This is a genomic window from Ruminococcus sp. CAG:57, assembly GCF_000435935.1.
Taxonomy (GTDB): domain Bacteria; phylum Bacillota; class Clostridia; order Oscillospirales; family Ruminococcaceae; genus Hominimerdicola; species Hominimerdicola aceti.
This window is the reverse complement of record NZ_FR890727.1, coordinates 1-13,212: the sequence shown is the minus strand read 5'-3', so window position 1 is coordinate 13,212 and position 13,212 is coordinate 1. Positions and strand designations below refer to the sequence as shown.

The window sequence follows — 13,212 nt, the reverse complement described above, 5'->3', positions numbered from 1 at the left end:
TGCTCTGCTTGTTAAGCAAAAGCGTGAGGGTGACGTAAATTCCCTTGCATAAGTTGACAATAATATGGCTGTGTGTTATACTCTTATTGTTACGGAGCTGACACGCAGCCTTTTTGCGTCAGCTAAAGAAGATCATAGATGAAAAAGAGGAAAAAGTATGGATAGATTACAGCTTGACAAAAATGCAAAGCTCACAGGCAGAGTATATTTCAAAGACGAGGTAATGTGGCTCGGTCTTTCAGGAAGCGGTGCGTCATTCACATTTGACGGCACAAAGCTTGTTTTGAAGCTCAAAGGCGACAATATCGCAGTGGGCGAAAACCCTATCGACTATGCAAGGATAGCCGTTTATGTTGACGGCAAGAGAGTAGTTGACGAGATGATCGACTGTGCAGAAAAAGAAGTCACGGTAATAGACCGCACGGAAAACGCTCAGTCAGTTGTGGAGATAATAAAACTTTCGGAATCTCCAATGTCAGCAGTTGGCGTTGAGGCTTTCGCCGAGGGCAGTGCTGAGGCTTTGCCTGAAAAACCGCTTAAAATAGAATTTATCGGCGACTCTATAACCTGCGGCTATGGTGTTGATGATGAGGACGAAAACCACCAGTTCACCACCGCCACAGAGGACGTTACAAAAGCCTACGCCTACAAGACCGCCAAGGCACTTGATGCTGAATACAGTATGTTTTCAGCCAGCGGCTATGGCATAGTATCAGGCTACACAGAAGGTGACGAGCCTATCAGTGAACAGACAATTCCACAGTTCTATTGCAGCTACGGCTTTTCAAGGGGCAATTTTGCAGGCACTGCTCCGCAGGATATCCCTTGGGATTTCAGCAAATATATTCCGCAGATAATCGTTATAAACCTTGGCACAAACGACGACAGCTACTGCCGTGACTACAAGGACAGGCAGGCTGTTTTCTCAAAGCTTTATGCTGATTTTCTTGCGGTCGTTCGTGAGAAAAATCCGCAGGCTTACATTCTCTGCACTGTTGGAATAATGGGCGAGAGGATATTCCCTGCTGTTGAGGAGGGAATAAAGATATATCTTGAAAGCCACGCTGACAGCAAGATAAGCTCAATGATGTTCCATGAGCAGGACGGTGCAAATGACGGCTTTGCGGCAAACTGGCACCCTACTGAAAAGACCCACAAAAAGGCAGCGGCAGTGCTTACGGAAAAACTCAGAGAGATAATAAAAAGCATATAACAAAAGCGGCAGTCGGTAACGGCTGCCGCTTTTTTTGTCATTTTACGCCAATTCTCATTCTGTAGCAGAATGAACAGGAAAGCATGGCAAGTTTCAGAACTGTTCTTTGAAAGCTTTCCTTATAAGAACACATATTTCAGCACGAAAAGCACTGCAAGCACATACATAAGCGGTGTGATATCCTTGCGCTTTCCGCAAAGAAGATTTATAACAACATATGAGATTATTCCAAGAGAGATGCCCTCTGAAATGCTGTAGAAAAGAGGCATTGAAAGAATGCAAAGATACGCAGGGATAGCCTTTGTATAATTGCCGTCATCAAACTTGATGTCAGTGATAGAGCTGAACATCAAAAAGCCTACTACTATAAGTGCCGGAGCTGTTGCAAAGGATGGTATAGCCGTGAAGATAGGTGCAAAGAACATTGACAGTGCAAACAGCACTGCGGCTGTGACAGAGGTAAGACCTGTTCTGCCTCCTGCGGCAACGCCTGCTGAGGACTCAACGAATGTTGTGGTGGTGGAAGTACCAAGAACTGCGCCTGCTGTTGTGGCAACGGCGTCAGCAAGAAGCGCAGGCTTTATCTGCGGAAGTCTGCCCTTTTCATCAAGCATATCTGCCTTTGAACATACGCCGATAAGAGTGCCTAAAGTGTCGAAAAGGTCAACGAACAGGAAGGAGAATACCACGACTATAAAATTGAAGATACCAATGCTGTGCATATCCACCTTAAAGCACTGACCAAATGTTTCGCCAAGCTTTGAAAAATCCGTAAGCGACATTGTAGGAAAAAGCGAATTATAGCCGCTTTCAGCGTCAGGAACATACAGCCCTACAAGTTGACATATCATGCCTATTACCCATGTTGCCACTATACCCATAAGAATAGAGCCACGGACTTTTTTGATATATAGGATAATAGTGATGAAAAGTCCCACGATAGTGAGAAGCGCACATATGCCCGAAGTTGTGAAATTCTTGCGGAAGCCTGTTATGGTAACAAGAGTGGCTGAACTGTCAACGCAAAGTCCAGCATTCTGAAGTCCGATAAAGGCAATGTAAAGACCGATGCCAACGGACACCGCTTTTTTCAGCACCACAGGTATTGCATTGAAAATGGCTTCTCTGACGTTTGTGAGGGAAAGCACGATAAAGACGATACCCTCGACGAAAACTGCCAGCAGTGCAACCTGCCATGGATAGCCGTAGCCTGCCACAACAGTGTAAGCCATGTAAGCGTTAAGTCCCATGCCTGCGGAAAGCACAAAAGGCAGATTTGCCATAAGTCCCATGCACACTGTTCCAATAACAGAGGCGATACAGGTGGCAAGAAGTACGGCTGTAGGATCCATGCCCGTTCTGCCGAGAATGCTCGGGTTTATGGCAAGGATATATGCCATGGTCATGAAAGTCGTCACGCCCGCCATTATCTCAGTTTTAACATCGGTGTGATTTTCTTTCAGCTTGAATAATTTTTCCGTCATATTTTATTATGCCTGCGTTGCAGACATTTCCTCCTTTCAATATGGGGATACTATCTTATTATACCGATTTTACAGCATTTTTCAAGCCTGATTTATTAAGGCAACACCGCACAAAGCCCGCCTGACGGCTTTGCACGCCATCTGCTTGCAGATTTTCCGTCATATCACACAAAAATCCCTTGACATACGGCAGTATGCCTGCGGAATTTTTGTGCAATCTGACAAAAAATCTGACTACGCATCTGACGCACAATCTTTGCGCGGTATTGCCTTAATTGAATAAAATTTATCATTTAAGAAGCACTGTTACTAACGTCAGACTTTATTTTCCACTGACTGTTGAGCCAATAAATGCGGTTTTCGATCCAATTGAAAAGATCCTCCGCAGAGTCAGGACCCCACTCTTCGCCTTTTCTAAGGTCGGCGTCATACTCTTTGAGATATTCACGCTCTGTTTTTATACAGCCCTGTAAAAGCTTCTCCCGGCTCATCTCCGTCCACTTTTCCTTGACAGCGTCCATAAACCAATCCTGCTTACAAAGAATGATAAACCATGGGTTTGAACGATCGCCGTTTTTAGCCACAAAATTCTTGTCTGTGAAAGCACCAGCATAATATTTCTCAGTGCTGTCATTATATGCCCAGTTAAAATCCCAAGGTGAGGTGAATTTCAGCTTAGGACATTTACTGTCTTTTGAAAAATCGACGCACATATAGAAGCTTCCCTCACCACAGTCATAGTCATGTACGATCTCATAAAGAATATACATATCTCTCACTGAGTCTATATCCATAACATTAGAAACGGCTTCCTCAGCGGTGGTAACATCAGAGTCAACAAGGTCATAATTTTCATCAAATTTGTAATATTTGCCGTTCTCGCAGGCTTCATAAACTATCTTGAACAGATTGTTGAGATACTTGTCAATAAAGTCTATCTGATTTTGCGAATAGAGGTCATTCTTGATAGAATATTCCGCAGGAACGAACTGCCTTGTTTCGCCGTTTATATCGGTGACAGTGGCATTTCCATAGTCCATGCTTATATAATGGTTATCCTCATCGCTTGTTGCATAGTTGTCAAGCTCAAGATAATAGCCTATATCAGAGTCGGTGCAGCCCTCCTCAGGCTCGGAGATATCCACTCTGTTTGGATTTATCTGACACTGTTCGCAAAGCTCATAAACGCCTTGAAACTCCTCGTTCACATAGAGGTGAACAAGCTGACCGTCTGAGCAGAAATTGCTGTCACCCATGATAGTTCTGCCAAAACGGAATGCGATATCGTTTCTTATTAGATCCCAGTCTGATTTCAACAGCACCCAGCTTTTGCACTCTGCGCCGTTATTAAGCCCAAGCATATTTGTCTTTTTATCAAATTTTATCCTATAAGGCACTTTGTTTGCAAGGATCTGACTAACATCGCCGTAATATGCGCTTGAATTTCCTCTTACCTTTATGCCTGCTGAGGCTTCGTTTATCTCCAATTTTTCATCACAATTGAAAACGTCCACCACGCAGGAAGTATACTTCTCCCTTGAAGCTATCATATCGTCAGGGGCAGTCGTGACGCTTATAACAGGTATCTTACTTTCTGATCGTATCTTTTTCTTAAAACTTTCTTTTTCAGCCTTGTCAGCACTCAGGCTTTCATAAGTAGCAGGCTCAGGATTTATGACCTGCTTTGTGGTGGCAGGAAGAGTTACAACAGGCTCAGCCGTTGTTGTCACAGCCTGAGATTCGGCAGAACTACTCTCCCCTTTTGAGCTTTCACCTGTTTCTTTAGCACAGCTTGTGAGCATTGCTCCCATCATGACCACAGCACATACAGCAGCGATAATTCTTCTGTTCATATCATTTCTCATATTATTATCTTTCCATTTATTGTGCATTACACACATATTTTTTATCATATAACTTATTCAATTATAGCACATTGACATAGATAATACAATATGCTATAATCATAAAAGTAAGTGGGATAATTTATGCACTAATACGATTATATAGGAGGTTTTTTGAAATGTTTATACCTGACGATAAAAGATATGACAAAATGATATACAACCGCTGTGGAAAAAGCGGGCTCAAACTATCGGCTGTATCGCTGGGATTCTGGCAGAATTTCAGCCTGAAAAACAATTTTGAGAACATGGAAAGAATGGTACACACTGCGTTCAACAGCGGTATCACACATTTTGACCTTGCAAACAACTATGGCAATCCCTACAACGGCTCGGCAGAGGAAAACTTCGGCAGGATACTCGACCGTGGCATGAGAGAGTTCCGTGACGAGATGTGCATTTCCACCAAGGCAGGCTATGAAATGTGGGCAGGTCCATACGGTGACAAAAACGGCTCGAGAAAATATCTCACGGCAAGCCTTGACCAATCTCTAAAAAGAATGGGACTTGAATATGTTGACATTTTCTATCACCATGTAAGAGATCCCGAAACGCCTCTTGAAGAGACTGCCCTTGCACTTGACAATGCAGTAAGACAGGGCAAGGCGCTTTATGTTGGCATATCAAATTACAACAGAGCCGACACAGCCGAAATGCTGAAAATTTTCCGTGAACTCAGAACTCCTTTTATTATCAATCAGCCCTCATATTCCATACTCAACCGCTGGATAGAGGACGATAAGCTTGACAGCCTTGCACTTTCTGAAGGCTTTGGCATTGCAGTGTTCTCGCCACTGTATCAGGGATTTCTCACAAGCAAATATCTAAAAGGCATACCGTCAGATTCAAGGGTAGGCAGAGGCGAAACATGGATAGGCAATGAGCTTAACGACAAAATGATAGAAAAGCTCAACAAGCTTAATGATATCGCCGCTTCGAGGGGACAGACCCTTTCGCAAATGGCACTTTCATGGGTGCTTCACAACAAGGCTGTTACTACTGTGCTTATCGGTGCAAGCCGTCCTGAGCAGATAACGGAAAACATAGGCTGTCTTGACCGCCTTGACTTCACAGAAGCTGAACTTGCAGAGATAAACAAGCTTGCGAAGATGTAATAAAGAAGCTGTCAGAGCCACCGCCCTGACAGCTTTTTTTATGCGTTATAATAGCGAACGTAATCGTCAAGCATATCTGCCGTAAGCTCAAAAGGATAATTTTTAAGCTTGGCAGGGTTGGCAAGTATTCCGTCTCTGTCCTTCTTCCAAAGCTCCTCTGACATATCAAGCTTGCCAAAAAGCGTCCTGATATAATCTCGGAAAGCGTCGATATCGTCAAAGCCAAGAAGCTGTTTTACAACATACTCCACCTCGGTGCTGTCACAGTATTTTTTCAAAAAGCCTGACAGAAAAACGCCTACTGCCTTGCCGTGGGGTACGCCATTTTCATAGGTCAAAGTATAGCTCAGACCGTGAGGTATGCTTGTGCCTGTGTAGGCTATCGCCATGCCTGCAAGCACTGATGCCTGCATGAAAGTTGAGAACTCATCATCGGTCATATGAGCAAATCTCTCCTCAGTTTCAAGACAGCCCTTACAGCTTGCCCAAAGCCTCATACCCTCCTCGGCGTATGCACGGCTGAACGCATTTGCGTTGGTGTTGAGCCGTGACTCTATCATGTGAGCAAGTGCGTCAACGCAGGTGCTTTTCATGCCGCTGTATGAGGATGTTTTAAGATAGCCGTAGTCAACCAATGCAAGTGACGGGAATATTTTGTGGGCAATAGATTTCTTGGTCTGCTTGATGTGGGACGTCAGGATAGAATAAGGTGTAGCCTCCGAGCCTGTTCCGCAGGTGGTAGGCACACAGACTATAGGATAAAAAGGTAGTTTCGCAGGAGTGTACAAAAGCTCCTCCACCTTGGCAATGTTCTCTGAAAGCTCACACTTCTCAGCTTTTACAACGCCCTCGCTTTCGGAAAATTCGGCATTTTCGCAAACTATCCCATTCTTAGCAAGCATTGATATCGCCTTGCTTGCGTCCATTGGCGAACCTCCGCCCACTGCCACGAACATATCCACGCCGTATTTTACCGCCGCCGTTGCCGCTGTGTAAACAGTTTCCACAGACGGGTTTTCCTCAATATCATCATATATCACATATCCAATTCCCTGACTTTCAAGCACTGCCTTGACATCATCAAGAGAACCATTCACCGCAGAAGAATGTCTGCCTGTGACTATCATGGCTTTTTTGCCAAGTTCCGCTATTTCGCCCCCGTGATTTTTTACCGCTCCATTTTCTATGTAAATATCTGTAGGTATATTTCTCATTTTTTACGCTCCTTTTGGCTTTTTGTCCATTATAGCACCTTTGAAGGCGATTTTCAAGCCTCGACATAGCAGAACATATGCGCTATAATATTAGTAACAAATCATGGTGGAAAAAGTTATGCACTTCACAACGGCAAAGGTATACTCTCGCAAAAAAACGGCATGAATTTATATCGTGGCTGCACATGACGGTCAGACGAGTATTTTTGATACTGCCGATTGAAAACCTCTCCCCTTTATGTTATAATAAAGAAAAAACATCAAGGTGAAGCAATGAATAAAAATCAAAACATAGCTATGGAGATATCCCTTGCTGTGGTGGCAATAATGGTCGGCTCGGCGGAGATCTTCGGGGAAAAGGAAATAATTTTTCCTGAGATAACGGCAGTGGCAATGGGTGCTCTAATTGCGCCTGTGCAATCGTGGAACACCTCTCGCACACGGCTTTTTGCGGCGATAGTTTCTGCCGCCGTCGCAGGCGTGTGCATAGTGCGGTTTATCCCTGAGATACTTATACTTCGTATAGCTTTGGGGCTTCTTGTAGCAGTGAGCGTTATAACACTGTCAAAAACTAGCTTCGTTCCTGCCATTTCCGCCTGCATACTTCCGATACTTATGGGTACAAAAAGCCCTGTTTACGTCATTTCCGTTGCGGTCATGACAGCATTTATACTTATTTTTCAAAAAGTTCTTGAACACTTTGGTCTGCATGAAAAGTATGAATATAGACCTATCGAACCAAGCTCAGAGCTTCTCAAACTAAGAGCAAAACAAGTCATCACGGTGCTTGTTATCTGTGTATTGCCTGCGCATTTTCACGAGATATTCTTTATCGCTCCGCCGCTTATAGTTGCATTTTTTGAGCTTAGCGGCAAAGGCTCAAAGCTTATGAAAAGAAAATACACCGCAATTGCTCTCATGGCGGCGGCTGCGTTCGCAGGCGTTATGGCAAGATTTTTTATCTCTGAAAAGCTTGGGCTTACCCTGACATTTGGTGCAGTTTTATCCTCGGCTGTGATATTCGTCCTTTGCCGAAAAGCAAAGCTTTATTTTCCTCCATGCTGTGCAATATCTACCTTGCCTTTTATAATCCCCGAAACTGCAATAATAGAATTTCCATTTGAGGTCACAGCAGGATATATTGTCCTTACCATTGCCGCAGTTATCATAACCAAAATAGACAATAATACAAATTAGGCATAATCAAAAACGTACAAAGCTTTATGATACGACCCCAAGAAGTTAGACCAAAAATCTAACGATTTGGAGGTCACATCATTACGCTCTGTACGTTTTTTGTATATCAAGAAATCATTCTCTGTTTTTAAGCACCTCGGCAGGGGTTATCTTGCCAAGCTTTCTTACAAGAATTGAGGTGATGATAAAGTATGTTGCCATTACTCCTGCGAAAATTATAACGTAAGCATACCATGGGAATGCAAGGTTTATTCCGCTTGTTACGTTTGGAATGAACACTGGGAAAACCTTGTCCATAAACATCTTTGAAAGCGGTATCTCGATAAGTGCGCCCAAAGTGATGATAATTGCGTTTCCGTTTAGGTAAAGCTTTTTCACGTCCTTGGTCTTATAACCGAACACCTTCACAAGGGATATTCCAAAGGAAGCCCTTTCTATTGTAACATTCAGCATAAGGAACATCACAGAGCAGAAAATTATTACAGCAACCGCAATAAGCATTACTATCATTGACATCATAAGATCCGTGAAAACTGCCGCTGAACGCTCGATATCCGATTTTGTTGTTGTGCTGTAAAGTCTGCCCTCGTCAATGTCAAGTTTCTTGTCTGAAAGCAAACAGTTGTAGTAAGTGTCGCTCTCACCGAAAAGCTCACGCATACTGTCAATATCCATGAACACCATAAGTCCGCCACGCTCGTCGCAGATATCCTCCACTGTGAAGGCGTAATCCATTGAGGTCGCATTGTCTGTCAGGATAAACTTATCGCCCTTTGCCACTCCGTAACGCTCCACAACTGACTGACTCACTGTTATAAAGCTCTTGCCCTTATGTGTTTTCACATCATAATACTTGTTGTCGCTGTCCATACCCATAACGGTGACATCAAGGTTATAGCCAAGCTGTTCCTTTGAAAGCGTTTTTACAAAGCAAGCCTCGCCACCATCTGGAACGCTTTCCTCAGGATATTTCAGAGTGTACATATACTCGTATTTTGTGTCATTGATAGTGTCTTTTCTCACGTTCTCACAGAGATAGTAGCAATCAACGCCAAGCATAAGAATGAACAGTGAAAACAGCATACTGAGAAGCACTGTTATGCCTGTGCGCATTTCACGAAGCATTTGGCGTATCTGAAATCTGCGGATAAAATTCCTGCTCTTTATCTTCACTCTGCTGTAGTGACCTGTTTTCTGCTCGTTTCTGATAAGTGAAAGAGCCGTCTGAGAAAGCCGCTTGTTTATCACAAGGGTATTAACTATAAACGAAACAACAGGAGGCATTACAATGCTGTAAATGATAAGATACAAAGGATAAACAGGGGTAAAATCAGGGAGCGAGGAATATGCGTAGCTGTCGAGAAGCTGATAATCGATTCCCACAGGTGAGAAGCCTATGACCGCACCGATTATTCCGCCAACAAATGCAACTATAGTCGGCAATGTTACGTAGTGTCGGATAAGATCTTTTTTCTTTGCACCAAGTGCATAAAGCGCACCTATAACACTGCTTTCACGCTGAATCTGATGAATGACGAAAACAGAGATAACATAAGTAAGAAGTGCCATAAGTATAACACCCACACCAAGTCCTGCATATTTGTTCATGACAACGTCACCTGCCGCACCGGCTATACGAACGTTGTCGCCCTTTTTCACGAACATTGTCAGATTGTCAAGATCAATGGTGAACACCTCGTCAAGAAACTCGTCAGCCTGCTTTTTGAAGCTGTCAATACCATTTGCAAGACTCTCTGCACCGCTGTATGCAGATCTTGCACCCTCTGACAAATCTTTTGAGCCGTCATATGCGGCTTTAACTCCTGCCGTGATAGCGTTCGCACCCTCTGGGAGTGCCTTTGCACCCTCGTAAAGTCCGCCCATTGCGTCACATAGAGCGTCTGCTCCCCCAGAAAGGTCTTTCACACCGTCTTTAAGGGTCTGAGAGCCGTCATAGAGCTTGTCGATACCATTTGAAATATCGTCACGCTGTTTCAAGACGTCCTTGATAGTTTCAAGATAATACTTGTCTGTGACTTTTTTATAATCAAAGTCAAAATCCTCGATCATTTCCTTAAGCTCATCATCAGTTGCCTTGCCGTTAAGTCTGTAAGCATAGCAAAGGTCTTCGGCTTTCTGTTCACTGTCATTTTTGAAATAGTCGTACTGATCGTCGCTTACGAAAAGAAGTCCGAAGCCCTTGCTTGACACAGCCGTGTCAGAGAAATTTTCAAAAGGTGTGTCATAGTCAGGTGTAGTTCCTATTCCAACTATCTCAAACTCAACACCGCCTGCTGTAAGCTTATCGCCCACTGACAGAGAATGTTCCTCGCTGTAACGCTTTTCGACTACCGCTTCGCCCTTTTTCTCAGCAAGTCTTCCGCTGTCAAGCTCGATAAGGTCAATGTCATTTCTTTTACGGAAAACACGGAGCTTTGAGCCGTCCTTCGCTGTAACGTCAATGCTGAAATGCTGTTCAAGAGTAATCCCTTTGTCTGTTATTCCCTTTTCCTGCTCGTCTGTAAGAGGAATAAAAACGCCGAACTGTCCGTCTTCGACCTTGTTTTGCTTACCATGTTCGGCAGTTCCGTCGATGATAGTGTCTGCGCTTGCAACCACGGAAACTATTATGTACATTCCCATTACGATAAGCAATACAAGCGCAAGATAACGTGCGAAATTTGTTTTAAGCTCACGTCCGAGCCTTTTTCTGAGTACCCTGTTCATTACAAGTCCTCCAGCTCTGCGGCAGGTATGCGTGTTTCGTTAAGATAATCCTTTTTGATAAGTCCGTCCTTAACGATTATTACCTTATGCACCATATTTTTTATAGCATTGTTGTGAGTAACGATAAGCATTGTTGTGCCATATTTTTCGTTTATTTTCTCCAACAGAATGAGAATATCCCTTGAAGTTTTGGAGTCAAGAGCGCCTGTAGGCTCGTCGCACAAAAGTAGCTTTGGATTTTTTATAAGTGCCCTTGCTATAGCACATCTCTGCTGCTGACCGCCTGAAAGCTGTGACGGAAACTTGTTTCTGTGTTCAGAAAGTCCCAACGTTGTAAGAAGTTCTTCCATATCCAGTGGCGAATCTGAAAGATATTCACAAACCTGAATATTTTCCACAACTGTCAGATTTGGAACGAGGTTATAAAACTGAAAGATAAAGCCCAGATTTTCCTTTCTGTAGTCGGCAAGCTTATCAGGTTTAAGACCGAAAATCTCCTTGCCATCGACCTTAACAGAGCCACTGTCCATAGTGTCAAGACCGCCTATGCAGTTAAGGAGCGTGGATTTACCAGAGCCGCTCGTACCCTGAATAACGCACATCTGACCTTTTTCCAGACTTGTGGTGATACCCTTTAGCACCTGAATATAGCTGGCGTCACTGCCGTAGCTTTTCTTCACATCTTTGATCTCCAAATACATATCATTTCCTCCATTTATGAGTTAGACTTAGCTAACTTTACTTTATATAAAAATGTGCATATCTGCACATTTCATCAACATTTGAGATACAAAATTCACACATAACGTTGTTATGTAGATTTCTAAAAGTTACCGCCCGCAGGCGGCAATTTTCTAATCCTCGACTATCATTGTAAACCATATTTTTATTAGAAACTCCATTACTCTGCGCATATGGAGCTTTGCCTTTTCCACATCTCTCTCGTGAGTTAGCAAATGAGTGTAGGCGTCAACACTTATATGGGTTATCCAATGAAGCATATACTCATCAACGTGGCAGTTAGGCATTCTTGCGGCAGCTTTTTCCGCTGATATCCTAAAGCCCTGTTCTGTCATATCTACGATCATATCCACAGTATTTTCATACTCAGACCCTTGCGCACCCGTGAGCAGCAGCATAAAAACGTCATAGTGGAGATACATATAATCAACAAGCTTGTCAAGGTCGGTGTGAGTATCAATGTGATACTCAGCAGACAGCACCGCAGGGTCATCGCTATCCATATCCTGAGCGTCCTGCATATAATGCTCCGTAAGAAGCCTGCAAAGCTCTTTCAGCGGCTCATCGACAATAGCCTTGAACAAGTCATTTTTATTTTTAAAGAAGAAATACAGCGCACCGGTCGTCACGCCTGCGTCAGCGCATATTTTTCTCAGAGAAGCCTTCATATAACCATTTTCAGAGAACTCGGCCATTGCACTTTCCAACAGCTTTTCCCTTGTTTCAAGTTCGTCACCCATTACTGCACCCGCTTTCCACTTCACATAACACTGTTATCTTAGCATATAATGCTCGATATGTCAATACATTTACTATATTTTCAGCATATTATATGATATTGAAACATAACGGTGTTATGTGATTGGTGACTATTACAAAATAAAATGGGAAGCGGCATACCTGTCTGGTCAGATCTCACGATTTCAGACGGGTTAAAGTATATAAGCGATAGCTATAAAATTGCTATGGTTTACAGTGGTGACAGTGCTCCTATGCTGGTCCTTGAAAACAAGTACTCATATAGCTGGGATATTTGCATTAGTGCAAGTGAGGTGTCGTCAGGAGTTGCTTTCTACTCGTACGATGACATTGCACAAGCTTTCAGCAACTACGGAGTAAGCATTTATGATATGGGACAGCTTCACATATTTACCTCTAATTATACCGAGATCTACGAAGTATATGCGGCTCCGGTCTGATATTACAACATAATAACTATTCAAGTCAAATAAAAATCGGACCGAGCAAAATGTTCCACCGGAACATCTTACTCGGTCTTTTTCGTAGTATCGATAATTCAACATATTTACAACTATCCTGCATTTTTCACGCAATCACCAATCTGGTCATTTTCTCTATCCACTTATCAATGAAGCTTATAAACCCCTCAAAGCTTCATAGCTCTCCATTTGTTTGAAATAACGCCGATATTCCAGTATGTAATAAAACAGATAAACAGCATACTGATTACTGATACGACAACCGCTTCAAAAATAAGAAACGGTGTCGAATAGGTTGATATGAATCTTGACGTAATTGTCAAAATAATATTTTGACAAAGCCTAACAAATATCCCCAATTAGATAATGTCTAATATGAACCGCCATAGGAATGATT

Annotated in this window: 10 protein-coding genes; 4 read left to right on the top strand and 6 right to left on the bottom strand. The window is 43.0% G+C overall.

Annotated features, from left to right (window positions below):
* Window positions 1–157 precede the first annotated feature (157 nt).
* Window positions 158–1,213 (top strand): SGNH/GDSL hydrolase family protein, encoded by a 1,056-nt coding sequence (locus QVO88_RS06355; protein WP_022287667.1) that lies wholly within the window; start codon window positions 158–160, stop codon window positions 1,211–1,213.
* A 119-nt stretch (window positions 1,214–1,332) separates the two neighbouring features.
* On the opposite strand, the gene QVO88_RS06350 is transcribed toward QVO88_RS06355, so the two are convergent.
* Together QVO88_RS06350 and QVO88_RS06345 are read right to left on the bottom strand one after the other, a co-directional pair.
* The gene (locus QVO88_RS06350) at window positions 1,333–2,697 is read right to left on the bottom strand and encodes an NCS2 family permease (protein ID WP_022287666.1); all 1,365 of its coding nucleotides are present in this window, start codon (window positions 2,695–2,697) and stop codon (window positions 1,333–1,335) included.
* Between the two features lie 293 nt (window positions 2,698–2,990).
* Complete coding sequence (locus QVO88_RS06345; RefSeq protein ID WP_022287665.1) at window positions 2,991–4,550, bottom strand: CotH kinase family protein; 1,560 nt, start codon at window positions 4,548–4,550, stop codon at window positions 2,991–2,993.
* A 170-nt stretch (window positions 4,551–4,720) separates the two neighbouring features.
* Between QVO88_RS06345 and QVO88_RS06340 the strand changes: the two genes are divergently transcribed.
* Entirely contained in the window at window positions 4,721–5,716 is a 996-nt protein-coding gene (locus QVO88_RS06340; protein ID WP_022287664.1) for an aldo/keto reductase, read from the top strand.
* 38 nt (window positions 5,717–5,754) lie between these two features.
* On the opposite strand, the gene QVO88_RS06335 is transcribed toward QVO88_RS06340, so the two are convergent.
* Window positions 5,755–6,930 carry an iron-containing alcohol dehydrogenase family protein gene (locus QVO88_RS06335; RefSeq protein WP_022287663.1) on the bottom strand — a complete coding sequence of 392 codons (1,176 nt, stop codon included), beginning with the start codon at window positions 6,928–6,930 and terminating at the stop codon, window positions 5,755–5,757.
* 273 nt (window positions 6,931–7,203) lie between these two features.
* Between QVO88_RS06335 and QVO88_RS06330 the strand changes: the two genes are divergently transcribed.
* Window positions 7,204–8,127 carry a hypothetical protein gene (locus QVO88_RS06330; RefSeq protein WP_022287662.1) on the top strand — a complete coding sequence of 308 codons (924 nt, stop codon included), beginning with the start codon at window positions 7,204–7,206 and terminating at the stop codon, window positions 8,125–8,127.
* Window positions 8,128–8,241: 114 nt separating this feature from the next.
* On the opposite strand, the gene QVO88_RS06325 is transcribed toward QVO88_RS06330, so the two are convergent.
* The 3 genes from QVO88_RS06325 to QVO88_RS06315 form a co-directional block, all read right to left on the bottom strand.
* Complete coding sequence (locus QVO88_RS06325) at window positions 8,242–10,854, bottom strand: ABC transporter permease (protein WP_022287661.1); 2,613 nt, start codon at window positions 10,852–10,854, stop codon at window positions 8,242–8,244.
* On the bottom strand, window positions 10,854–11,555 hold the full coding sequence (locus QVO88_RS06320; RefSeq protein WP_022287660.1) for an ABC transporter ATP-binding protein: 702 nt from the start codon (window positions 11,553–11,555) through the stop codon (window positions 10,854–10,856). The genes QVO88_RS06325 and QVO88_RS06320 overlap by 1 nt, the downstream gene beginning before the upstream one ends.
* A gap of 153 nt (window positions 11,556–11,708) precedes the next feature.
* Entirely contained in the window at window positions 11,709–12,359 is a 651-nt protein-coding gene (locus QVO88_RS06315; protein WP_288177838.1) for a TetR family transcriptional regulator, read from the bottom strand.
* A 120-nt stretch (window positions 12,360–12,479) separates the two neighbouring features.
* Here QVO88_RS06315 and QVO88_RS06310 point away from each other — a divergent pair, with 120 nt between their 5' ends.
* On the top strand, window positions 12,480–12,794 hold the full coding sequence (locus tag QVO88_RS06310; protein ID WP_022287658.1) for a hypothetical protein: 315 nt from the start codon (window positions 12,480–12,482) through the stop codon (window positions 12,792–12,794).
* Window positions 12,795–13,212 lie beyond the last annotated feature (418 nt).

Coding starts and splice junctions, on each gene's coding strand:
- QVO88_RS06335 (WP_022287663.1), bottom strand. CDS start 6,930: ATGAGAAATATACCTACAGATATTTACATAGAAAATGGAGCGGTAAAA.
- QVO88_RS06310 (WP_022287658.1), top strand. CDS start 12,480: ATGGGAAGCGGCATACCTGTCTGGTCAGATCTCACGATTTCAGACGGG.
- QVO88_RS06320 (WP_022287660.1), bottom strand. CDS start 11,555: ATGTATTTGGAGATCAAAGATGTGAAGAAAAGCTACGGCAGTGACGCC.
- QVO88_RS06330 (WP_022287662.1), top strand. CDS start 7,204: ATGAATAAAAATCAAAACATAGCTATGGAGATATCCCTTGCTGTGGTG.
- QVO88_RS06345 (WP_022287665.1), bottom strand. CDS start 4,550: ATGAACAGAAGAATTATCGCTGCTGTATGTGCTGTGGTCATGATGGGA.
- QVO88_RS06355 (WP_022287667.1), top strand. CDS start 158: ATGGATAGATTACAGCTTGACAAAAATGCAAAGCTCACAGGCAGAGTA.
- QVO88_RS06325 (WP_022287661.1), bottom strand. CDS start 10,854: ATGAACAGGGTACTCAGAAAAAGGCTCGGACGTGAGCTTAAAACAAAT.
- QVO88_RS06350 (WP_022287666.1), bottom strand. CDS start 2,697: ATGACGGAAAAATTATTCAAGCTGAAAGAAAATCACACCGATGTTAAA.
- QVO88_RS06340 (WP_022287664.1), top strand. CDS start 4,721: ATGTTTATACCTGACGATAAAAGATATGACAAAATGATATACAACCGC.